This window comes from Dapis brunnea BLCC-M229 (genome assembly GCF_050015995.1).
GTDB lineage: Bacteria > Cyanobacteriota > Cyanobacteriia > Cyanobacteriales > Microcoleaceae > Trichodesmium.
Map to the genome: position 1 here is coordinate 14,919 of NZ_JBNHEP010000310.1, position 26,009 is coordinate 40,927.

General features: G+C 37.6%; 12 protein-coding genes and 1 pseudogene. 5 read left to right on the top strand and 8 right to left on the bottom strand.

Annotated elements, in window-relative coordinates:
• Positions 1-429: 429 nt before the first annotated feature.
• Entirely contained in the window at positions 430-10,635 is a 10,206-nt protein-coding gene (locus tag ACP6PM_RS35625) for a hypothetical protein (protein ID WP_426591595.1), read from the top strand.
• 392 nt (positions 10,636-11,027) lie between these two features.
• On the opposite strand, the gene ACP6PM_RS35630 is transcribed toward ACP6PM_RS35625, so the two are convergent.
• The 7 genes and pseudogenes from ACP6PM_RS35630 to ffh form a co-directional block, all read right to left on the bottom strand.
• Positions 11,028-11,441 carry a ChuX/HutX family heme-like substrate-binding protein gene (locus ACP6PM_RS35630; protein WP_426591596.1) on the bottom strand — a complete coding sequence of 138 codons (414 nt, stop codon included), beginning with the start codon at positions 11,439-11,441 and terminating at the stop codon, positions 11,028-11,030.
• A 309-nt stretch (positions 11,442-11,750) separates the two neighbouring features.
• A complete protein-coding gene (locus ACP6PM_RS35635) occupies positions 11,751-12,704 on the bottom strand; it encodes a PhoH family protein (RefSeq protein WP_426591598.1) in 954 nt (317 codons plus the stop codon).
• Positions 12,705-13,347: 643 nt separating this feature from the next.
• Positions 13,348-13,776 (bottom strand): KH domain-containing protein, encoded by a 429-nt coding sequence (locus tag ACP6PM_RS35640; protein ID WP_426591599.1) that lies wholly within the window; start codon positions 13,774-13,776, stop codon positions 13,348-13,350.
• Positions 13,777-13,921: 145 nt separating this feature from the next.
• Positions 13,922-14,191: pseudogene (gene rpsP / locus ACP6PM_RS35645) on the bottom strand (30S ribosomal protein S16); the annotation flags it as partial.
• Positions 14,192-14,399: 208 nt separating this feature from the next.
• Entirely contained in the window at positions 14,400-14,759 is a 360-nt protein-coding gene (locus ACP6PM_RS35650) for an IS200/IS605 family accessory protein TnpB-related protein (protein ID WP_426591600.1), read from the bottom strand.
• Positions 14,760-14,862: 103 nt separating this feature from the next.
• The gene (locus tag ACP6PM_RS35655) at positions 14,863-15,450 is read right to left on the bottom strand and encodes a hypothetical protein (protein ID WP_426591601.1); all 588 of its coding nucleotides are present in this window, start codon (positions 15,448-15,450) and stop codon (positions 14,863-14,865) included.
• A 209-nt stretch (positions 15,451-15,659) separates the two neighbouring features.
• Complete coding sequence (ffh, locus tag ACP6PM_RS35660) at positions 15,660-17,111, bottom strand: signal recognition particle protein (RefSeq protein ID WP_426591602.1); 1,452 nt, start codon at positions 17,109-17,111, stop codon at positions 15,660-15,662.
• A 2,319-nt stretch (positions 17,112-19,430) separates the two neighbouring features.
• On the opposite strand from ffh, the gene ACP6PM_RS35665 reads away from it, so the two are divergent.
• Both ACP6PM_RS35665 and ACP6PM_RS35670 read left to right on the top strand, forming a co-directional pair.
• Entirely contained in the window at positions 19,431-20,543 is a 1,113-nt protein-coding gene (locus ACP6PM_RS35665) for an ATP-binding protein (RefSeq protein ID WP_426591604.1), read from the top strand.
• A gap of 536 nt (positions 20,544-21,079) precedes the next feature.
• Positions 21,080-23,518, top strand: coding sequence for an ATP-dependent helicase (locus tag ACP6PM_RS35670; protein ID WP_426591606.1), 2,439 nt, complete (start codon positions 21,080-21,082; stop codon positions 23,516-23,518).
• A 34-nt stretch (positions 23,519-23,552) separates the two neighbouring features.
• On the opposite strand, the gene ACP6PM_RS35675 is transcribed toward ACP6PM_RS35670, so the two are convergent.
• Positions 23,553-23,711, bottom strand: coding sequence for a hypothetical protein (locus ACP6PM_RS35675; protein WP_426591607.1), 159 nt, complete (start codon positions 23,709-23,711; stop codon positions 23,553-23,555).
• Positions 23,712-24,384: 673 nt separating this feature from the next.
• On the opposite strand from ACP6PM_RS35675, the gene ACP6PM_RS35680 reads away from it, so the two are divergent.
• Entirely contained in the window at positions 24,385-24,819 is a 435-nt protein-coding gene (locus ACP6PM_RS35680; RefSeq protein ID WP_426591608.1) for a hypothetical protein, read from the top strand.
• A gap of 310 nt (positions 24,820-25,129) precedes the next feature.
• The gene (locus ACP6PM_RS35685) at positions 25,130-25,321 is read left to right on the top strand and encodes a transposase (RefSeq protein ID WP_426591609.1); all 192 of its coding nucleotides are present in this window, start codon (positions 25,130-25,132) and stop codon (positions 25,319-25,321) included.
• Positions 25,322-26,009: the final 688 nt, after the last annotated feature.

Here is a 26,009-nt window from a genome sequence, read left to right on the forward strand (position 1 = left end):
TGGGAAGTAGAAAATTTAGAATGGTTGCCCAAGATTGATATTCGCTCCGCAGCAGAGATTAATGGTGCGAATGGTGCTTTTGCAGGAGCTAATAATACTATTTATTGAGCGAAAGAAGATACAGAAATTTAGCGTTTAGTTGTTAAGTAATTATAAAAGTTTCACTTAATGGAAAAATATTTTCATCAATTGATAATGGATAATTACCTCTGGTTAAAACCGTTCGGGAATTGAATATAAGGAAATCTCCTAGCACTTTTTTTTTCATAGAGCGGGGAGGCTTTTAACCAAGGGATGTAATTATTAATAATTAATAATTAATAATTAATTATTCAGTAATTTATACCGTTTTGAAATGAAGCGGTATTATATTTCTCCATTTCAGGCTGTTTATTTCGTTAAAATCAAATCATAATTAAGGAGAATATCATGGATCAAATCGACACTACAGGCATCGATAATATTCAGGAATCCCTAGAAAACATAAAATTATTAACTGAAACAGTTAGTAAATTCGGTACTCTGGCAGAGCCATTAGCAATATTAGAGACAAGTTTGGGAAAGGTAATTGATTTAGGAAATCAAGTTCAAGAAAATATAATTAAGCCAATTGATGACTATTTTTCAGCAGAGCCAAATGACACAACAGAAGAACTAATTGACAGACTCAATAATCTAGTACCAAATATAGATAATGCTCAATTTGATTCAGGACTGAATTTATTAACCTTTGATTTAAGTTTGTCTCCCACCCAGACACAATCAATTAATCTAAATGGCGGTGATTTTCAGCTAGGATTTGATGGAGAAACTCAAATCGATCTAACAACTGGTTTAGATTTTAAGGCCACTGTCGGTTTAGACCTAAATAATCAACAAAATTCCTTTATTGATATTAATAAGTTATTAGGGACAGCTAGTGTTGATAATACGAATTCTCCCCTAAATGCAGATTTAGATGTTGGTTTTTTAGGGGCAAGTATTCAAGGGGGTACAGTTGATTTAGACGCATCAATTGAAGCGACCTTTAATGACCCTGGTGGCAACGGAAATAAGATTACACTCTCAGAATTAGAGATTGCAGAATCTGATTCAGAAAAACAAATTCAAAACCTGCAAGATTTAGTGAATTTGTCATCAACAGGTACAATTTTGGCAAATTTACCTGTGGAAGTAAAGTCTGGTGATGTTGTCTTGGGTTCTACTCCATCACAACCTGTAGACATTACTCTAGGAGATGGCACAACAAATTTCTTTGAAACGGCACCACAACTTCAGCTTCCCGGTGATAAACTCTGGACAGATTTTACAAATATTACGGCTAAAGATTTTATTGGTATTGTTCGACAACTAGGTTCCTGGTTAGATCAACTTCGTCAATCTGATATCTATGGAATTGAAATTCCTTTTATCGATAATAAAACTTTGGGAGATTTACTTGATATTGGAACAGGTTTGGAAAACAGTTTTGTTAGCAAGTTGATTGATAAAGAAAAGATTCAACTCGATCCTGACGATCCTAATTCTAAAAAAGTTGATCAAGAAATCCTTAAATTTGCATCAGTTCAAGAACTCACTACTCTTTTAGAAGAAATACTTCCAGGTACAAATATTAATGCTCAGTATGATAAGACGAGTGGTGAACTGACTTTTGATTTAACCCTTTCTCCCTTTGAAGGTTCCGAAGATGTCGAGTTGCCTTTAGATTTCGATCTTAATCTAGAACCTGTAGGTAATATTAGTAGTGAAGCGAATGTGACAGTAACACCTACGGGGACGCTCAATTTAACTTTTGGAATTGACTTAGATAAATTAACCCAAAATCTTACTGTCGATACAGAACTAAGTGACCTTAATAATGGCAATGGTATCTTTAATGCAGATGGTCAAAATGACATCGAAATTAAAGTACAAGATGGCAATTTTTTTCAAGTTAACTTGGACTCTGCTAATACAATTGGAGATGTAATTAATGCTATTAATACAGCTGCAGCAGGTCAGGTTATTGCCAAGATTGATCCTAACAAAAATCGCATCATTTTAGAAGATCAAACCAGTGGAGATAAAGAATTAACTGTCAAGTCAATTAATAGTTCAGGTGCGGCATTTGTCCTTGGAATTTTAGGAACAGACTCTTCAGATTCCACTGAAGAACCCCCGGTTCAAGATGGTATAATAGAAGGTCAACTAATAGATACACGCTCATTTGGCGAGTCTATTTTTATTGACAATACCTCACTAGAAGCAGGTGTTGATATTAATGGCAATTTTGAAGCTGCAGCTAATTTAGGTTTGTTAGAAATTGAGGTAAATGATGGTCAAGCTAATATTAATTCCTCCGTTAATCTAGCTTTAGGCGAAACAACTGGAGATAATCGTCTCACCATTGATGAACTATATAATGCCATTGATAATAATGTCAATCAAATTATCACAAATCAAGACATTGCTGGAACAGCTACTCTCAATTTAGAAAATATTACTCTTCCCAACAATTCACTAAATATACCCATCGGTGATGATGCAAGTATTACTGTTGAAATTGAGGATATTACTCAACCCATAGACCCACAGGTTACTGTAGAAGGATTTGAGAATATCTTTGATAATTTGAGTGAATTAGATTTCTCAACAGTTGTGGCTTACTTAACTGATGCAGTGGGTTTCTTAGGAAACTTAGCTGATGAAAATAACTTCCCACTTCTCAATGAAGAAATTCCTCTAATTAATCTGAGTATTAATGACGTACTAGATTATAGCGATCGCTTTGCCGACATCATAGACCAAGTTTCGGAAAATCCAACAAATACAATTGAAACCCTAGAATCTGTTATTCAAGAAGCATTAGGAGAAATTTCGGGTAATTCCGAAGTCGATTTATCTTTGATTGATGATGTTTTGCGGGTCGATCTACAATTAGAAGCTGATTTTGAGGATAATTTAGGATTAAATATTGACCTACAGGATTTAACAAAATCTGCCGGAATAGACCTTCCAGAAGCCATTACCAATTTAATTGGTGTTGGTGCTTCAGCACAACTAAACTTAAAAGCAAATGCAGGTTATCAAATTGCTTTGGGATTTGATTTAAGTCAAGATAATCCCCAACCATTTTTGTTTGAAGGAAAACCAGAAGAAGGCGGAACAGGTTTAATTTTAGAAGCAAAAGCATCTGCAGACAATCTAGATTTTACAGCCAATGTAGGACCATTGAATCTATCTGTGGAAAATGGAACTGCATCCATTGCCGATCCTGATGGCAATCCAATTACCTTTACTGTTAATCTGAAAAATAGTGACGATGGACGACTATATTTAGGTACAGAAACCATTGACTTTGAGGCTGACCTGGGACAAGCAACTGCCAAAGCAAATCTACCGATCGATTTATCCCTGTCTACAACTACTGACCCCCTAGAAATTGTCATAGACGATCTTGAAGGGTTACTACTAGGAACGTCTACTCTCACTACAGACAACTTCACGTTGCCAGACTTTAGTAACCTGTTGGAATTACCTGATTTTAGTATATCCAATCTGCTGAAAAATCCAGATACATTAATCAATGGAATAGATTCCTTATTAGCCACCCTACAAGATGGACTCAATGGTGAAATCTTAGGGGTTTCTTTACCCATTGTCGGTGATGCGTTAGCTGAAACAGAAGCAAGTCAGTTTATCGAGGATTTCCGTGAAGATGTTCTTGAAGAATTGAGGCGTCAGATCAATAATGCAGGTGATAATGTTATTGAAGTTGTCCAAAAAGCATTATTTGATGTATTTGGAGCGAGTGGTTTAGGGTTATTACAAGACGGAGATGGTCAATCTGGAATTACCCTTGAAGATATTCTCGTCATAGAAACTGACGATGATATTCAGTTTGATATGAATCTAGGTCAAAATACTAATTTTGAAATTCCCGCCGGATTTGATATTGGCATTCCTGCATTAAATCTTGATGTGGATGCCAATGTGGATGTGGATCTAGATTGGAATTTAGACTTTGGTTTTGGTATCAATGAAGACCAGGGTTTCTATTTTAATACCTCAGATGAAGACGAACTAGAAGTTACCCTAAAAGCTGGTTTAAAATCTGATACTGAAGGTCAACCTGCTACAGCAACAGGAAAACTAGCCTTTTTGCAAGTTGATGTTACAGATCAGGAGAGTCAATTGGGTGGTAAATTCACCATTGATATCCAAGACCCTAACTCAGATAATCAATTAACTTTAAATGAGTTAGTCTCTGGGGGTTCTCTCAGCAATTTGTTTGACACCGACCTTAAAGGTCTGGATGGTCAAGAAAATCCCGGTGCCAATGTTGATTTAGATTTAAAAGTCAGTTTTGAGGGCGATGCTAATTTTCCACAACTTGAGAGTAATTTCAAACTTGACTGGGAATTCGCTCCTGAAGGCAGTCAAAGTTTAGCAAATAGCGTTCAGAATAGTTCTCCTGATGTTGGCTTTTATGACATCCAACTTGATATGGGTAGTTTCCTGAATGACTTTGCAACACCTATTCTAGGAAAAATCCAAGAGGTTACCGACCCTCTTGAACCCGTTATCAACTTTATAGATGCTCCCATTCCCCTAATTTCTGAGTTTGCTGGCGATGTTGATTTACTCGATCTAGCAAAATTTTCAGGGTATGTCGATCCAAAAGTCATTGACACTGCAAGAAATTTTATCGGTGCAGTTAATAGGATTAATGAATTATTAGACGCAGAAGATTCGGGAAAAGTTTCATTTGGTGACTTTGTTTTAACTGGAGATGATTCCCAACTGGATGATTTAGATTTAAGTGACCCCAATGCTGCCTTACCAAATCTTCAAGATTTGCAACTTGACCTTCCAGCACCAACATTTACCGCAGGTACACCAGAATTTGTCACTAAAGCAGAACAACAACCCGGTGGTGGATTAGAATTTCCGATCCTGGAAGACCCAGCCTCCGTTTTTGGTCTTTTCCTCGGACAAGATGCTGATTTATTTACCTACGATATGCCAACCTTTGACTTTACTTTTGGTTATAGTCAACCCTTCCGAGTTTTAGGTGTGATTAAGTTTACTATAGGAGGTAGTTTAGGCGCAAAGTTGGATTACGATTTCGGTTATGACACTTTTGGACTGCGCAAGTTTGCTGAGGGAGGCAGTTTTGCCAATGTATTTGATGGATTTTTCCTTGATGATTTAGATAAAGATGGAGTTGATAAACCAGAAACTGTTCTCACAGCACGTTTATTTGCTGAAGGTGGACTTGATGCTTTCATACTAGGAGGCGGTGTAGGTGGAGGACTCACTGGAACTGTAAATTTAGATTTGAATGATGTAAACGATGACGGTAAAGTTCGAGCTACTGAGATTGCTCAACTATTCGAGTGTGCTGAACACCAGGGTAATCAATTAGGAAAACTTGCTTACTTATTTGAGATTGAAGGAGATATCACCCTAGATTTCTATGCGTTTGTTGAGACTTTCTTCTCACGCAAAACATTTGAAATTGCAGAGTTTGAACTCTTCGAGTTTGAGTTATCACACCCAGATTGCTTTCCTATCCTCGCTGAAGATCTGGGAGGCGGAGTTTTACGTCTCAATATGGGAGATGCAGCACCCGATCGCCTATTTAGGGATACTACTGATGGTAGTGAAAGTTTCATCGTTAGTAGTCAGCAAGGAAACGAAGTAACTGTAGATGCAAATTTACCCAGCTTTGATAATGCAACTGGTGATTATGAAACAGCAACAAATCTCAGTAAAATCTTGGCCAATGGTGCAAAAGAAAATGATTCAGTTACTATCAATGTTGATGTAAATGCAGAACTTTCTGGCGGTGATGGTAACGATGTTCTGACTGGAGGTGGCGGTCAAGATACCATAAATGGAAATTCAGGAAACGACACTCTCCAAGGAAACGGCAATTCGGATGTGATTTCTGGAGATGCAGGAAACGACGATATTAACGGTGGAGCAGGAGAGGACATAGTTGATGGTGGTCTAGGAAACGATATTGTTGCTGGAGGTACTGACAACGATACAGTATCTGGTGGAGAGGGAGACGATCAACTATTGGGAGAAGCAGGAGACGACTTCTTTGAAACAGAAGCAGGTAATGATAACATTGATGGCGGTGATGATACTGACTTAATAGATTATCAGGAGGCAACACAAGCTGTAGTTGTAAATCTTGACGACAGCAAAGATTATCAAAATTCAGGTGGTATTGGTGATTTAGAGGATAGCTTTCAGATTGATGCTGCTACGGCAAAAGATGGTTTGGGAGGTGAAGACCAGATTTTCAATGTTGAAAATGTCATCGGTTCAGAATTTGATGATGTGATTATTGGCAACGCTAGTGATAACGAAATTACTGCACTGAATGGAAACGACCTCGTTATTGGTAACGCTGGGAACGATACAGTTGATGGCGGAAACGGTGGAAATGTTGTTAGCTATCGTCGAGATCCGAGTTCAGTTAATGTTAGCCTTGAAGTCGGGGAAGCTACAGATGGTTGGGGAGATACAGATGCACTTTCCAACATTGAAAACGTCGTTGGTTCAGAATTTGACGACGAAATTACTGGCAATGTAGAAAAAAATATTATTACTGCTGGTGGTGGAGACGATACAGTTAATGGTCGAGAAGGCAACGACGAATTGTTTGGTGAAGCTGATAACGACCTCCTAAAAGGAGAACAAGGTAACGACTTCATCGACGGTGGAGGCGACAACGATACAGTCATTTACGACAACTCACCAAATGGAGTAGTAGTCAATATCGACGAACAACAAGACTACCAAAACCCAGGCGGATATCAACACACAACCATTGTTACCGAAAAATCCATCCCTACCGACACCGAACCAGACTTTACCATTGAAGAAGGCACTGCCCAAGACGGTTTTGACACAGAAGATATTCTCACCAACCTAGAAAATATCATCGGTTCAGAATTCAATGACGTTCTCATCGGCAACGAAAAAGACAACAGCATTGAAGGTCTTGCAGGCAACGACATAATGGTAGGTAACGCTGGAGACGACACCTTAGACGGAGGCAACGACAACGACACCGCCTCCTATCGCCGAGACCCAGACAAAGTCAACGTCAACCTCGAACAAAACCAAGCCAACGACGGCTTCGGCAACACAGACCAAATCTTAAACACAGAAAATGTCATCGGTTCCGACTTCGATGACACCATCACAGGCGACGAAGTAGACAACATCATCCACAGCGGAACAGGAAACGACATCGTAGAAGCACGCGACGGAGAAGACATCATCTTCGGCGAAGACGGAACAGACGACATCAAAGGCGAAGACGGCAACGACTTCATCGTCGGAGGCAAAGACCCAGACAAACTAGACGGAGGCAACGACAACGACACCGCCTCCTACTTCACCTCCGAAAAACGAGTCCACGTCAGCCTCTATGACGGCAAAGGTTGGGCAGGAGACGCCAAAAAAGACACCCTCACCAACATCGAAAACCTCGAAGGTTCAGAATACGAAGACCTACTCATCGGCGACGCACAAAACAACATTCTCAGCGGTCTCGGAGGAGACGACCTACTCAAAGCCAAAAGGGGGAACGACCTCATAGACGGAGGAGAAGGAAACGACCGCCTCTACGGTCAAGACGGCAACGACACCCTAGAAGGTCAAGCAGGTAACGACCTCCTCAAAGGCGGCCAAGACCACGACCAACTAGACGGAGGAGAAGGCAACGACAACCTCCACGGTCAAACAGGTAAAGACACCCTAGAAGGAGGAGCAGGCAACGACAACCTCAAAGGAGGAGCAGGCGACGACCAACTAGACGGCGAAGCAGGTAACGACAACCTTTCTGGAGAAATAGGCGACGACAACCTCAAAGGAGGAGAAGGTAACGACCAACTAGACGGAGGAGACGGAGACGACAACCTCTCTGGAGAAGCAGGGGACGACCAACTCTACGGTTGGGGAGGCCAAGACAGTCTTGATGGAGGAACAGATGACGACCTCCTAGAAGGACGATCGGGCAACGACCAACTAGAAGGAGGAGAAGGCAACGACCGCATCTATGGCAACCAAGGCAACGACTACCTTTCTGGAGGAGACGGCAACGACCTACTCAAAGGTGGTTTTGACAAAGATACCCTAGAAGGTGGATCAGGAAACGACGAACTATTCGGCCAAATAGACAAAGACCTGCTCAAAGGAGGAGAAGGCAACGACAACCTCTGGGGAGGAGGCAACAGCGATCGCATTTATGGAGAAGAAGGAAACGACTATCTCAATGGTGAAGTAGGAAACGACACACTTGAAGGAAATGAAGGGAATGACCGCCTCTATGGAGAAGATGGAGACGACGAATTAAAAGGAAACACAGGTCGCGACTACCTAGACGGAGGAGCAGGAAACGACGAACTTCAAGGTAACGAAGACAATGACCGCATTTACGGTCGCGAAGGAGACGACATCCTAGAAGGAGGAACAGGTCAAGACATACTAGATGGTGGAGCAGACGACGACTTCATGTATGGAGAAGAAGGAAGCGATCGCCTCAGTGGAGACAGTGGAGATGACTACCTAGATGGAGGAGAAGGGAGCGATAGACTCAAAGGAGAAACAGGAGACGACCATCTATTAGGTCAGTCTGGTCGAGACTACCTAGACGGAGGAAAAGGAGAAGACATACTGGAAGGAGGAGAAGAAGCAGACTTATTATTAGGCAAAGAAGGAGATGACTACTTAGAAGGTGGTGATGGTGATGATGAATTAGACGGTGGAGCAGACGAAGACCAACTTTACGGTCAAGAAGGTAACGATACTCAGACAGGAGGTAAAGGTAACGACTATCTTGAAGGTGGTGAAGGCGATGACGAATTAGCTGGAGGTGAAGGTAACGACCAACTATATGGTCAAGAAGGCAAAGACAAACTTTCTGGAGAAGACGGTAACGATAACCTTTATGGAGGGGATGACGATGACCAACTAGACGGAGGTAAAGGTAACGACTTACTTTCTGGCGAGGAAGGTAATGATACTCTTGATAGTGGAGATGGTGATGACAACCTCGAAGGTGGTGATGGTGATGACGAACTTACAGCAGGAAAAGGGGAAGACCAACTTTATGGTGAAGGAGGTAATGATACTTTAGATGCAGGAGTTGGTCACGACTATATTGAAGGTGGGGAAGGTGATGATGAAATTACAGCAGGAAAAGGTGAAGACCAAGCTTACGGAGGTACAGGAAACGATAATATTAATGGTAATGAAGGCAACGACTTACTTGATGGAGAAGAAGGTGATGATGTAATTGAAGGAGAAGATGGAGATGACTATATTATTGGAGGGGAAGGTGATGATGAATTAAATGCTGGGGAAGGCAATGATTTGTTAGAAGGTGGTGAGGGTAACGACTCCTTACATGGAAATGAGGGTGATAATATTCTTGATGGTGGGAAAGGTGATGATGAGTTATATGCTGGCAGTGGTAGTGATACATTTGTATTGCAGCAAGGAGGAGGTTTTGATTCGGTTTATAATTTCCAAGTGGATGATGATTTCTTTGAGTTAATAGATTTGACTTTTGAGGAGTTGGAAATAAGTGAGGAAACGGAGTCGAATGATAATGCTGTAATTAGTGTTTTGGATAGTGGGGAACAACTTGCTTTTGTGGAGGGTGTGAAGGCGGATGAGTTGACTGGTTTTCATTTCTTCCCCTTTGGTGGTGATGAGGTAGAGGAGGAAACTGATGAAGAGGAAACAGAAATTGCTGTAGATGCTGAAACTGATCAAACTGTGGTAGAGTCGGAGGATATTACTTCTGATTCTGAGTCTCAGGAAAATGATGAGTCTGATGAAAATGTGCTAGAAGAGGAAGATGTTACTTCTGAGTCTGAGGAAACTGATGAAACTGTGACAGAAGAGGAAGATGTTACTTCTGAGTCTGAGGAAACTGAGGAAACTGTGACAGAAGAGGAAGATATTACTTCTGAGTCTGAGTCTGAGGAAACTGATGAGTTGGATGAAAATGTGGTAGAAGAGAATATTGCTTCTGATGCTGAGTCTCCAGAAACTGATGAAACAGTAGTAGAAGAGGAAGATATTACTTCTGATTCTGAGTCTCCAGAAACTGATGAAACTGTGGTAGAAGAGGAAGATATTACTTCTGAAGAGGAAACTGATGATTCAGATAATTCTATTACAGAAGAGGAAGATGTTACTTCCGAATCTCCAGAAACTGATAATGAAACTGTCGCAGAGTCCGAAGATATTACTTCTGATGCTGAATCTCCAGAAACTGATGAGTCGGATAATTCTGTAGCAGAATTAGAAGCGATCGCTTCCAACTCACCCAAGGATAAAGAAACTGATATTATAACTGGTGAAGAGGTATCCACAGAAACAGAAGATGAACTACTTAATGGTGTGTCGGAGTTATCCTTGGACAATACAGATGAGTTTCTACTTGCTGGAGATGGAGATAATTTAGCTTCTATCCCTGAAATTGAAGTTAAAGAGTTAACTACATCTGATAATAATATTGAGGATAATATCACAACAGGTTCAAGCACCATTGAAACTGCTGATAATGATAGTCAAGATCCAGTTTTAGCAGCCATAGATACGAATGAGGCACTGATTTAATTGATATCCTCTGAAAGTAAGGTGGGCAAATCTTTGCCCGCTCTACTAGACTGACACGCCTGAAATGTTGCAACAGTAGGGGCGGGTTCCAGTTGAAAGTTCAATGCTTAACCTAAGATGAGATGAACCCGCCCTAATACACAAAATTACCTGTGTTATATCATGTCCGGATAATTAGTGATAAAAAAACTTTCTCCTCTTCCCTCCTGACTCCTGACTCCTCCTTCGTTATTTATAACTATTCAAGCAGACATGATATTAGTCCACTACAAAAAAATAGGGTGTGTGTAAGTCCTGAACTTCTTAGATTGAAACTCTCTTTTGAGTCAAAGAAACATCACCTAGAAACACTTTTTTTACTGAATTGGGTGAAAACTGTTAAAAAAATTAACTCAAGATTCCAAGCTTTCCACTGGCGCAGGTTCCCAAACCTCACCATATTTTTCCTTCAAATCTTGCCAAGATTCCACCTGCCCAGGTTCATACTCTCCCGGTTTTCCCCACTGCAAAAATGCACTCAAACTAACTTCACCTTTACTATCTAAAAAACGAATCGCATAAGTAGTAAAATTTCCCCGTTTTGCTTCCCCAGTTTCAAACTTTACTTGTTTAATCAGATCCATATTCAGATGAAACTCAAAAAGATCGGCGTGCATATTAGCATATTTACCTTTGGGAAGTTCAGCATAAAATAACTTTTGAATTTTACCCCTAACTTCCAATACTGCAGCACTACTTGTCACAATTAAACGTAAAGTTCCAAGTTGTTCACAAGCTTCTAAAAAATCTTTCAGGTTAGTAGTCATAGATAAATATTTATTTTGATTATTTATTTTTCGGCGTTGTTGATTTTAGGTATGAAATTCCTAAATTTATAATAGACTTCTTGCAGAAGTCAGGGAATAGGGAATAGGGAATAGGGAATAGGGGGAATGAAATTGTTGATTTTATATCTTGAATTGATTTAATTAAAACTTTTGCAAGAGGTCTAATGTGTAAATCATACCAAATCGGGTTATCAAAACTACCCTTTTCAAATCCCTCTCTAAATAATCTCCCCATCCCCCCATCTCCCCATCTCCCCATCCCCCTATTTCCCCATCTCCCTAAAACGCCTATTTTTCATAGTCTTCATAAGCAGCAACTATTCTCTGTACTAAAGGATGTCGTACCACATCCGCTTGAGATAGTTCACAAATAGCAATACCTTCAACATTCCGTAGAATCTTCATAGCAACAGATAATCCTGATTTTTGACTTAGGGGTAAATCTGTTTGAGTAATGTCTCCTGTCACTACCATTTTTGAACGGAAACCTAAGCGAGTTAATACCATTTTCATCTGAGCAGGAGTGGTATTTTGAGCTTCATCAAGAATCACAAAAGAATTATTCAAAGTCCTACCTCTCATATAAGCTAAAGGTGCAACTTCAATAACTCCCTTTTCCATCAAAGTATTCACTTTTTCTGGTTCAATTAATTCATAAAGAGCATCATATAAAGGTCGCAAATAGGGGTTGATTTTCTGTTGCAAATCTCCTGGTAAAAATCCTAATTTTTCTCCTGCTTCGACAGCAGGTCTAGTTAAAATAAGGCGTTCATATTGGTTGTCTAAAAGCGCTTTTACTGCTAGAATTGCTGCCAAAAATGTTTTACCAGTCCCCGCTGGTCCAACACAAAAAGTCATATCCTTAATACGAATGGCCTGCACATATTTTCTTTGGCGAAAAGTTTTGGCCCTAATTTCTAGTCCACGGCGGGTTTTGGCCAGAACGTCTTGCTGAAGTTGTTCCAAGTCATCCTGACGGTTTGTCTCAATAGCATGGCGAGCAGTGAGAATTTCTACCCCAGTGATAGTTTTGCCATTCTTCCAGAGGCTTTCTAGGGAATATACAATTTTCTGGCATCGCTCAATTTGAGTTGCAGTGCCAGTTATGAGTAATTCTTGTCCCCGTAGTACGATATTTGCCCCTGTGTGTTTTGCCAGTAGTTTTATATTTTCTTCCTGATAGCCAGAAAGAGCGATCGCGCTATCAATACTAGGCAATTCTATTTTTAGTGCCTCTGTCATGCCAACATATTTCTTTGTCTCATCCTCATTCTAGAATTGTTGAAATTAGCTATTCTACTAGCGGGTCTAGCTTTCTGAGTGTGGTTAAGTTTGAGAAAATAAAGACTTCTCGCCCAACCCCTCTACTTGTAGGAGAGGGAAGAAACTCTCCCAACGCTAGCAGGGAAGGGGGTCAGGGAGTTAGGTTTTACCCATAATTTTAACTTAGACACGCTACTACAGCCAGTCATGGTCAAACTGACCAAAAAAGTAAGGTTTCAAGCATATCCTTTTAAAGGTATCCATTACCCACATCTTTCTTAACATAAAACTTGACAAAAGAGAGAAGTTATGTATTTGCCATTAAATGGATATTTCGGGAGAGTCAACGTATTTAAAACGTATTTAATTAGATTTAATTAGAGGCTTGGATGTAATGCGTGCTCTCTTTCTCCCCCCATACCCCGATCTCCCTATCAGAAAAGGGTTTCAAGTATGGGTAAAGCATAGCTTTTAAAGGGGTAAAAAAATAAACTGCAGTATTTCAAGGCTCTAGCTTCAGCGGTCGGTACTTTTAAGGAAGTTACGACCCAGGAAGCTGACTGATAACTCAAATGCCCCCACTATTCCTGATAGAGGTTAGTGGTGGCATTAGTGATGATTTTTATGTCATTCCATGTCCATTTCTTTTGTATCTAATTGGACTTGGAGTTGTACCACGATGACGAGATAGTCTGTGTCTGTTTTCCGGTAGGCGACTACTTGGTATTATCCTTCTATTGTATACTCCTTCTTCTCGATTACTTGGATAGTCAGAATGATAAGAGCGTTGTATATCTGACTGGTCTTCGTATATTTCCAAATGTACAGATTGACCTGCTGCTTGAGCTACTGCTGCTAATACAGTACGAATCGCTTGGATATTACGTCCTCCACGACCATAGACTCGCCCTTTTTCCGGTTCATCAAAAGCCAGACGAATCCAAGCTTTTGGTTGCCGGGGGTTAACTTCACAGTCCACTCGTAAAGATTCTGGTGACTCTAGAAATGGTTCAATTAAAGACCTAACTATTTCAGAATAATCAGGATTCACTGACTGGTGGTTGTTCCTCAGACTCGCTAATGGTTGCTGTTGCAGTTGACTCACTGTCAATGGTTTCGTTGGTTTCGGTATTGGCAGTTGCTTGGCTCGGTTCAGTATTGGTAATGGCTTCGGTCGGTTCTGCATTGGAAACTGATACATTTGCTTGGGTGTTAACTCCGATTCTGGATGATTCAAGGACATTGGCTTTTTTCAATATGTCACGCACTGTATCTGTTGGTTGAGCACCTTGTTCAAGGCGTCTTGTAATTGCTGGTACATCTAATCTTGTTTCATCTGTTCTAGGATTATAAAATCCGAGTTCTTCTAATGGACGGCCATCACGACGAGAATTGCTATTCATTGCTACTATCCGGTAGCTAGTCTCCCGTTTTTTTCCATATCGCTTTAATCGCAGTTTGATCATTTCGAGTGATTATACTCCTGTTTAAAATTATAAGCTATTATTTCATCTTGATACTCCCCACTCTGAAGTACGGGGATTCTTAAGCAATCTAAAAGTGGACCCTTAAAGGCATTATCAAGCTGCCTCTACTAACTCCATTTAAGAGAAAATCTTCAAGTTGTTGATACTTTTCTGAGAATATTACCTGCACCATTAACGTCGGCATTAACTAATAAACCGTTTTTGGTTTGATATAGTAAGACTCTTCTGTTTCCACAAACTCTATTCCTTTTAGTTCGCACAACATATCCTTGATACCTTCTTTAAGTTTAGCAGTGGGGATTTGTACAAACTTTTGGTTGTTTTTTGCTCCAATATTTATACCATCTTTTTGCCCCTTATTCCATCCAAAAATAATCCTGCCAATTCTATATTTTAGACAATGATTAACTACTAATTTTGCTGTTTTATTCACTGCATCTCTCATTTGGCGATTGCGTTTTTCTGTGATGTTAGCTAACTTTTTTGACCAAAATCCTTGAGGGTTGTTCTCCTTAATTTTTGCCACCTGTTTGTTGTACCAACCCACCCCTATCCCCTCCCGGGAGGGGAACTAAAGGGGTGGGTGTCTGCCAATGATTATAAAACTCGTTCCTACATTGCTAAGACAAGCTAACCAATTATTAACGCCATTATCTATAACCAAGAACTTTATCTTTTTCCATAGCCTGGTTTAGCTCGATTTCTAGTTTATACACCCACTCAACATAAAAATAATTATTACAAGGTCTAATCCTGATTTTTCTAATTTTTTTAAAGTCAATATTTTTGGGGAAATTCAACAAAAAACTATCAACTTTAAAAGCAGCTTTTACTTTTTTGCCCAAAGGTACTCTGACTTTATTTTGTTTCAATCTTATAGCTTGTTTAGGATAAGTTATAACTCCTAATCCTGCTTTTTTTCCATATCTCGGAAGTTGAGGTTTGTTTGACAACTCTCCTCCTAAATACTGATGAAAAAGCTGTCTGTAGGACTGAAAATATTCTGCCACTGTTCTGATAGTTTGTTGTGCTGCTTGAGAATGAATAAATTTATAATTAAAATTTGACTTTAATTGTTTCTCTAAATCATATTTACCTGTGATATAGCTTAATTTAAAGTACCATTGACGTGCCAAATAAATCCCACAATTAATAAGTTTATTGGGTGTAGTACACAAATACTCCAAAAAGGGAAGAAGTTGAGGATTTTTGATTAAATCTTGTTGACATCCATACAATTTACTTCACCTCCTTTTTTTGATAATAGAATAGTAAAGGATATTATATCATACTAAGTCTATTATCTGCCACTTGAAAATATAAAAAAGCCACCCTAGAAGAGCATTGCTCTAAACCCATTTTTTTGGTAATCTAGGCAACATTTCGATATTTATTGTCAAATCTACAGTTTTTTACTAAGTATTTTTGACTGTTGTAGTCCCTTCTTTTAAAGCTGCCCGAAGCCCTTTTTCTTTTTCTGCTTCTTTTTCTTTTTACCACTACCCATACCTTGCTGGTTACGCCAACCAGGAGGTGTTTTACCTCCTGGCATACCAGGCATCCCCATCCCTGGCATACCAGGCATCCCCATCCCTGGCATTCCGCCTTGGCCCATTTGCTGCATCAGCGATCGCATTCTTTGGAAGTCACTTACCAGTTTACTAACATCTTTCTCAGCATAACCTGAACCACCAGCAATACGTCGTCGTCGGGAAGGAGATTTTGCTAAAAGTTCTGGATTTCGGCGCTCTTGGCGTGTCATTGAATTAATCATAGATTCACACCGTTTTAGCTGAGTTTCTCCCTGCTGCAACTGATCGTCACTTATTTTATTCATTCCTGGAATTAATTTCATAATTCCTCCCAGGGAACCCATATTTTTCATCAGTCGCGTTTGCTTCAGGAAGTCAGTAAAGTCAAACTTAGCTGAGAGGATTTTCTCTTGCATTTTTTCAGCATCAGCTATGTCAAACTCTTCCTGAGCCTTTTCTACCAGGGTCAGTACATCTCCCATCCCCAGAATCCGAGAAGCCATTCTTTCTGGATAGAAAGGTTGCAGAGCTTCTACTTTTTCTCCTACCCCTACAAATTTTATCGGTTGACCAGAAATTCGACGGACTGATAAAGCTGCCCCACCTCTTGTATCCCCGTCCATTTTAGTTAGGATTGCCCCTGTTATCCCAATTTGATCGTTGAAGGTACGGGTCAATGTTGCCGCTTCTTGACCTGTCATTGCGTCTACTACTAGCAAGGTCTCTTGGGGCTTAACTGCTGCTTTAATTCTGGCAAGTTCTGCCATCATATTTTGGTCTATCTGTAGCCGACCTGCTGTATCTATAATTACTGTATCTATACCATCTGCTTTGGCCTTCTCTACTCCTTTTTGAGCAATTTCTACAGGGTCTATATCTGTACCTAATTCAAATACGGATACATCTATCTGTTTGCCTAGAGTAACTAACTGGTCAATAGCAGCTGGTCTATATATATCAGTAGCTACTAGCAAAGCACTCCGGTTCTGCTTCCGTAAATGTAGGGCCAACTTAGCTGAGGCTGTGGTTTTCCCTGTTCCCTGTAAACCTGCCATCAGGACAATAGTTGGCGGTTGGTCAGCTTTTACTAAGGGAGTGTTGGTTTCTCCCATTACCTGTGCTAGCTCATCATGGACTATTTTGATGAACTGTTGGTCTGGTCTTACTCCTGTTAATACATTTGCTCCTTTTGCCTTGGTGCTGACCTCGGCTATAAAGTCTTTCACAACTTGTAAGTTAACATCTGCCTCTAATAGGGCACGACGTACTTCTCGCAGGGCTTCTTGTATATTTGAGTCTGTAATTTTGTCTTGACCCCTTAGTTTTTTCCAGGCAACTTCTAAGCGGTCAGCAAGGGCATCAAACATAAAGCAATTTCAGCTAGCTAGTAGTAGTTTTTCATTATATATCATTTGACAACTTTTTGTATTTTTTTTCTGATTTTTTTTAGTGTTTATCTTTGATTTGGTAGTTGCCAGCTTTGTTCTCTCAATTAACTGCTTTTTATCTTTATCTTTTATGTGTTGCTCATCCCAAACTTTAACAATATCTAATTTTATTCCTGCCTTTCTCTCGTTTCCACAGGGTTAATATCTATCCATAATATTTTATGCTCAAACACTTAGACAATTTATATTTTAGGGTTTTTGCTGTCAATAAAGTTTTCTCTATATTACATATTATATAAATAATTAAGTATTTTAGGAGGTCTTTTCATCCTCAAGTTTGCAGTTCAAATTTTTATCACATATTTTGAGTAAAAAACAACTCTAAGTTGAGATTTTTTTTTGAGCAAGCTATAAACTCGTTTACCTTTGATAAAATTTATAGTGTTAGCAATAATTTTCTAATCTATTTTTTTTCCTACATAAATCGTAATTTTTTTAACTTCAATTCACTCAGAAATTGAGCAAAATCCTTGATTATACTGGTATAGTCGATAGCCTTATAGTCGATGATAGTTAATGAGGGACTGCTTCTCTTGCCTCTGATTTAAGTTGGAGCTTGAGAGTTTAGCTTACTCACCTCTTCATGAATCTAGATTATTAGACCTCTCCGGAAAAGAGGGAACAGGGAACAGGGAACAGGGAGAAGTAATTGATAATTTCTGGATAAGAATTGATTTGATTTTTGATTTTCACGCCTATGTCTATTTGGTACTGTTTATTAATGGATAATTACCTCTCCCTAAAACGGATTGGATTTACGCGGAGCGTGAAAATTTTTTCTGATCAAGGGGAGATTGGAGGTCAGCGAGGAGACATCGCCGTCCCATCCTAGGTCATGCTCCGCAAACAACCGCTTGTTTCTCCTTTAAAGGAGAGGCTTTTTACTTTAATTATTCGGTAAACAAGTAGTAATTTTTCTAATATGTCTCCTGATAATGGAAGGGATATACCGATCAATATTATTACTTCTACTAGAATATCTTCTATCTTAACACAAGCAAAACAATTTGTAAATATAGGTATACCAATTTAATAAAATAATTTTATACCAATTTCATAAAACATTGCTAAAGTGACAGAACACCAGAGTTACGAACAGCTTAAATGGGAGCGGAAAAAGATAATTATTTGACATCCTCCCCAGCTGTCAGGCGCGGAGATTCCTACGGAGCGTGAGCTTCTTGGGTGAGTTGACGTTTCACAGACTGCTGCTACCTTGAGGGTAGTCTTAAACTTGCCTCCAAGTCCGTTTTTTGTCTCGGACTGCCCGCCCGCGACTAATATATTTATTGCTGAATTTTAATCAATTAAAACATATTTATTGAAACACCAATTAACTAAAAATTCGCCTTATAAGGGCGAGGCCTCTTGCAGAGCCGCTCCGAAGTACGCTATCCCATCCTAGGTCATGCTCCGCAAACGACCGCTTGTTTCTCCTTGCTCATGAGAGGCTTTATACCTGAATTTTTCGGTAAGAAGGCGCAAAAAGACCTCAGTATGTAACGAAAAGTAAAGTTTCTCAAAAACCTTTTCCCTTCAGGATAGCTGCCCTCTGTACGTCGCCAATAGGCCGTCAATCCCACGGTTTCCCAACCTCTACCTGGCTTTTGATAACGATAATTTTTAACGCCGACCTACTTAGGCCAAATTATTTATATATTTACTACTCAGATATATTTTCTGTTTTGGAAATCAGTGTAATCCATATTCTATATTCACAGATATTTTCTGAAGCTACTATCAATCACTGTCTCAGGACAATAGTAAACTAGCTAAATAACAAGAGTTACTATTAGAAAATTCAGGATTTTTTCGCTATAGTTTAAACGGTAAATTCAGATCATGTTCCGTTAATTAGTAATAAAAATCTAGCAGTTATAAGTGATTTTTAAAACTGCAAAATATACATAATAAATATGAATTTATTACCCTTCTTATCCATTGCCAGTCAAGCTATTCCCTAATTTCCATATATTTTATATACACAAACAATAGGGATTGCTATACATAATTAAGAATATATTAGGAGATAATTTCTATGCTGTAGCTCTAGATCAATAATTTCTCTGAGTTTGATTTATCTTTTACTAGCTCACTCTTCTTTATTTATAATTCCTAGGCTCAAAATTTTGTTGTGTAATAGAACTAACAATTTTTGACACCAGAGATTTTTTATGGTAGATTAATTTATCATCACCAATACTATTAAACCTAAAAATATTAATATCACACCACAAAATGAAACTAGAATCACATCAGTTTATTCGCTATTTTGAACCTGAGCAAGCTGCACAAATTTCTCAGATTGCTATTATTAAAAAATTTAGTCCGCAAGAGATTATTTTTGAAGAAGGTGATGATTCAGATTCTTTATTCTTAGTTCTAGAGGGTGAAGTTAAAGTTACTAAAAAGAGCGGTGAAGGTAATAATTATGTTGTGATTACATCGGTTGAATCAAATGGTTATTTTGGGGAATTGGGGATTATAGATCAACAACCAAGGAGCGGCAGGGTAGTTGCATCTAAGGAAACAATTGTAGCTAAAATTTCTTATGACTCTATAATAGATATATTAGCTAATACAAAAGGTGATGTTGTTTTAAAAATATTAAGTATTTTATCTCAAAGACTGCGGAGTGTGACGACTGAATATGTCAATCAATTAGCTTATAAAGAAAAAATGACTTTGATTGGAGAGATGCTCAACACTATTATTCACGATTTTAGAAGCCCTTTTACTGGTATTCAATTATCAAGTTCAATGTTAAAAGAACTCCATCCAGATCCAGAAAGTCAAGAGTGGTGTGATTTAATTTCTATGCAAGTTCAGAGAATGTTAAATATGGCGGAAGAAGTGCTGGCTTTTTCTCAGGGAAATACGACATTACATTGTAAGCCAATTGATATAGCCAACCTATTACAAAATTTTGCTAAATTAAATCAGGTTTATGTTGACTCTGCTTTTGTAGAATTGATAGTTTCTGTTGAAGAGGGTTTGATCATAAATGCTGATGAAAACAAAATAAACCGCGCCCTACAAAATTTATTAGCTAATGCTTTAGAAGCTATCAATCAATATGAAGGCAAGATAGAAATTAAAGCTAAGAGAAAAGAACGATGGGTTGAAATTATATTTTCGGATAATGGAGCTGGTATTCCTAAAGAAATTCAGAATAATTTATTTGAAGCTTTTGTAAGTTATGGAAAACAGGGTGGTATAGGGTTAGGAACTGCTATTGTTAAAACAATTGTTGATGCTCACGGTGGAGAGATTTTTTTTGAATCAATTCTAGGCAAAGGCACAACTTTTTACCTTCATTTTCCCCTAGCTACAACGATAATTAATAATTAATAATTAATAATTAATAATGGATAAGAGACTGTTTGTAAAAGGAATATTAAATCCAGGGTTAGGGTTGGTTTCGGCTGTCGCTAACATGAAAAGACGACAATAATGATGAATCGTAACTAAAATTTAACTTTCCGTACCCCACCCACCGAAAATTAAGCGCTCTGGCCGTCTTAATCTTTAGTTGTGCATTCACTCTCTAATGGATAATTGATAATTAATAATTGACATAGCAATCCTATTTTATTGGTGTCAAAAATCTTGCCACTTTTTGGTATGGAGGTTTGCCACCAATGCTTAATGGGTAATTGATAATGCAAGTACACAAAATTAATTACACATCTAAACAAGCTTAATTTTTTCCCTGCTAAAGATTCCATATAATTAGAATAGGTAAATAATTTTGTTTAGGTACTTAATTGATAATTGAGATGCTAACAGCTAATAGCTGATCCTGAATGCTGAATGCTTATTTGTGAAGAAATAAACATTAATATTTATTGCTAAATCTTGAATTTTAACTTGGGATTTAAAATAAGGTGACTGACGATTTTGACGATAATTTTACATTTCCATCTGCTGATATTGAAACTAATGCTACAGACACAGAAAATGGTTTATCTATAGCAGCTTTAAGAAAACAAACAATTCAAAAAATTCCTTTCAATTTGAGACCAGGGCAACAACAAATGGCTGACTGGAAAGGGGGACCTTTAGCAGTATCGGCAGTTCCTGGGGCAGGAAAATCTTATGGTATGGCAACAGCAGCAGCTTTAGCGATCGCTCGTTATAAATTACATAGTCACTATCAATTAATTGTTGTTACTTTTACCCGTTCGGCAGCTAATAATATTAGGGTTAAAATTCGCAAATTTTTAGAGAAATTATCTTTACCTAAAGGCAGTTTTGAAGGTGGTTTTGTTGTTCATACTTTGCACGGTTTGGCTTTAAGTATTGCCCTACGTCATCCTGAATTATCTGAGTTAGATTTAGAAAATTATAATTTAATTTTGCCTACTCCTAGTAATAAGATAACTCGCACTTGTGTAGAAAGTTGGATTGCTAATAATCCGAGACATTATCAACTTTTAATTGAAGGAAGTCAGTTTGATGGAGAAGAAACGGAACGTTTAAGAAGGCAGTCAGTTTTACGCACTGAAGTATTACCTCAATTAGCTTGGAAAGCGATTCAACAGGCAAAAAGTTCTGGTCTTAAACCTGAAGATTTATGGCAACTACGAAACGAAACAAATGATAGTTATCAAGTTTTGACTATTGCTGCTAGTTTATATCAAATATATCAGGAAATATTGAGGGAACGTCAATTAATTGACTATGATGAAATGATTTTAGCAGCTTTACGGGTATTGCAGAATGAAAGTGCTAGAAAAATGTGGCAAAATCAAGTATTTGCTGTCTTTGAAGATGAAGCTCAAGATTCTACTCCCTTGCAAACTAAATTATTAGAGATACTTGCTACATCCAGTGAAAATAATGATAGTAACTTAGATTTTAGTTCTATTGCTCAGGAAGAAAGATTATCAAAATTAAGTCATCTAAATCTGATGCGTGTGGGAGACCCAAACCAAGCAATTAATTCTACATTTACCCCAGCAGATCCAATAGATTTTCGGCGATTTTGTGAAGAGTGTGAACAGTTAGAAAAATTGGCAGTTATGGAACAAGCAGGTCGGAGTTGTCAGATAATTATTGATGCAGCTAATTTTGTGTTGAAGTGGGTAAATAATTCCAACTTAGCAGGAAAGGAAAAAGCATTTAGAGACCAAAATATTCATCCTGTAAAAGCTAAAGAATCAGAAAAAAATAAGAATCCTTTAGCTACTGGTGGTGGTTTAGAAATATATGAACCTAGAGATATTTATCAAACACTTGAGTTGATGGGTAAACGCATAATTAGTTTGTTTAAAGAAAATCCTGAAGGTAAGTTTGCTGTATTAGTGCGGGAAAATAAACAAGGCAAATTTATTGCAGATACTTTTACTAATCCTGGAAAATATGGAATCGATATTGATTTAGGAAAATATGGTATTAAAATACATGACGTTTCTCAAGGGGCACGTCACTCTCAAATTCCCGCAGAAATATTAGCATTAATGCAATTTATTGACCGCCCTCATTCTCCAGATTATTTAAAATCTGCTTTGAAAGTTTTGGGCGATCGCCACTTAATTCCGCAGCAAGATTATAATGCTTTTGCTTCTCAATTAGAACAATTTCTTTACCCTGGTCCTCTCGATCCATATCAGTCAGAAAAGGTGCGTAAATGTCGAGATTTTTGTCGTAGTTTGCTCAGAGCAAAATCTGAATTACCTTTATATCAGTTAATTTCTTTTTTAGCTTTGGAATTAAAATATGAACAGTCAGATTTGGCAACTGCGGATAAGTTAGCAGAAAGAGTTGCTAAACAAACTGCTGGTAATAGTTCGATGAATGCCATGTTAGAAGTGTTAAGTGAAATTGTAAATTCCGAGAGATTTGAATCTGTAGAAGCGGAGGAAAATTCAAAAGAAATGGGGGAAAATTCAGAGCAAAATTATACTCACGAACGGCAACTTACTATTATTACTATGCACAAAGCTAAGGGGTTAGATTGGGATTTTGTCTTTTTACCTTTTTTGCATGAAAATATAATTCCTGGTAATTTACGAGTTTTACCCCAGGCTAATTTTTTAGGATATTTTGACTTAGCTGAAGTGGCGAGGGCACAAATTCGCGCAAGTTTGCAAAGGGAAGATTTGCCAGATATTTCTAAAGCTTGGGAAGAGGCAGGATATTTAAAGATGGGTGAAGAATTTCGGTTATTATATGTGGCAATGACTAGGGCAAAAAAGTTGTTGTGGATGTCTGCTGCAAAGTTAGCGCCTTTTACTTGGAATAAACCGGAAAATTTACAGTCGCAAAAACCTTGTCCAGTTTTACCAGTTTTAAAGGCTGAGTTTCCGGAGAGTGTTAGGTAAGTAGGTTGCCCTCAATAAACGTTAAAAAGATAGATCATTTTGTATCTCTTATCTTTAAGCAATTATAGTTAAATTTATATGGATTTAATTGATATTTTTCCCCATAACTCCTTTGACAAAGACTTTGTTTAATTGCCTTGGCTAAATCATATTCATCTTCAAACATTCTTCCGGCAATTTCATGCCGTAACAATCTTTTTTCCAAATTTTATCAGGGGTTTTTTTTGCTTCTTTAAATTTTATTAAAAAAAGTTAAAATTTATTGCTTTTTAGTGTGAACATCAAAATCTCGCCTAGCTTAATTTAACAAAAAATAGGCGATTATCTCAATAATACATTGAAAAAGATAAGCTTTAACAAAATACCAAATAAAATATTATAAATTGATGGTATCTGCAATAGAAAGTAGTACCATAAACTATGGGTTATCTTACATTAAATAAAAAACTCTTTCTCTAAAAATAGGTTGACAAAACAGATAATATGTGCAAAGATCCGTTCAACTCTCAAGATGAAGGGGATCTACGAATTATTGATTAGATCGGCTCTTTGACTGACTTCAATTAATTTTCTTTCCGGATTAAGAAGTGTAATAACAAGTAGAAGTAATTATACTTAGCTGAAAAAACTTATCTAAGTAATCTAAGTATTAATTACTATTAACTAGAAAGGTTTGTTCTCCTTGAGAGTTATCCCATCATCGACCCATAATTTTTAGAGTGATTTTAATCACATTAAAATCCTATAAGGGGTCACATACTCTATGGAAAAAATAGAACATTATAAGAATAGGTAAGGGAAGTTAAAGAAAACGATAACTTCTCTTTCAATCAAAACAATTAACTCTAATTCATTTTTGAAAGATTATGTACAGTCCTCTAATTAAAAAAGTTATAGCTAAAGCTTGTAATGTTAGTATCGACGAATGTGTAGAAGTTCAGAGATTAAAACTAGAAGTTCAAAGATTAACTCAGGAAAATCAAGAACTAAGAGAACAAGCACAACAATATCAAACAGAAAATCAAGAACTGCAAAACAAATTAACCCAACTAAGGATGCAGTTAGTAACTCTTTCAGAACACTCTGCTCCTCTAACTTCTCCTCTCTCTACTAATTTAATATCTCCAAAAGAATCATCAACCACTGTTGTTTTAGTTAATTCTCCCAGCGACCAACTAGAAGCGGATCAAGGTAAACCTGTAGAATTACTAAATCAATTACCTAACGGTATGTGGCACATTAAAGTTAACTCAGGAGTCCAAGTTATTGTTAAACCAGAAGCTCTCAAAGTTTTAGCATAGTATTTCTCACTTTCGATTAATTGACATAATTATTTAGAAATTGTCAGTTAGTAGAAATTAAGGTGCTTATTCAACCATAATTCTATACCTCAGCAACTAAATTTAAAAATTTAGATCCTATCCCTATATATACCAAAAGTAGGCAAAATTAAGATTATTTGGTCAATAAATCTACCTAGTGAACCTAGTTGTAGAACTATTATCAAAGATAGTGCTAATCGTTATTTTGCCAGTTTTGTAGTTAATATCAATCCTAAGTCTTTAAGACAGTACAAATAACTCTATTGGCATTGACTTAGGTGTATCCACTTTGACAACTTTGAGCAACGGAGAAAAATTTAATTCTCCTAAACCACTTAAAAAAAATATTAAAAAGTTAGCTAAGTTTCAGCGTAAACTATTTCAGAAAACTCTTGGTAGTAAACGTCAAGAAAAAACTAAATTAAGAGTAGCTAAACTTTATACAATAATTGATATTAGAACTGACTTTTTGCATATATAAACTTTCTACTACAATTAACTCGTAAAAATCAAACAATTGTTTTGTTTGGAAGGTTTGAATTTTTCTGTCATGGTTAAGAATCACAAATTAGCTAAGGCTATTTCAGATTGAGGTTGGCAATAATTTAGAAATGTAACTGAGGCTAAATACGAGAAATATGGTGAAGAGTTTAGAGTCATTGATAGATGAGAACCTACATCCCAAAAGTCTTCTAATTGTGGTTTTATCAGAAGTTAGAAGTCAGAAGTTGTTTTTGTAAGGGGGATGCGTGAGAACCCAGCAAAAACATTTCCCCTTGAAAACTGGGGTTTTAGACCAATTACCAAAAGTAATGCTATACTTCGGTAATACTTCAACACTCAAGTAGTTACCAAGATTCAAAGTCTGTTTTTGGCAATTATTAGTGAGTTAGTAATTATTATTACTACTTTTCCTCTTCCCCCACCTCCCACACTTACCCATCGGATCGGGTATAGTAAGATTTTTGAGAAATGGTATGAGACCCAATTATTTTGATAAGTTAAAAAAAGTAGATAAAAAATGCTCGACTTAATTTAGTCGAACATTTATCATGCTTAAATTACTGAGCTAAAACAACTCATACTAATTATTTGATGATCAAGAAAAATCTAGTCGGGTATAGTAAGATTTTTGAGAAATGGTATGAGACCCAATTATTTTGATAAGT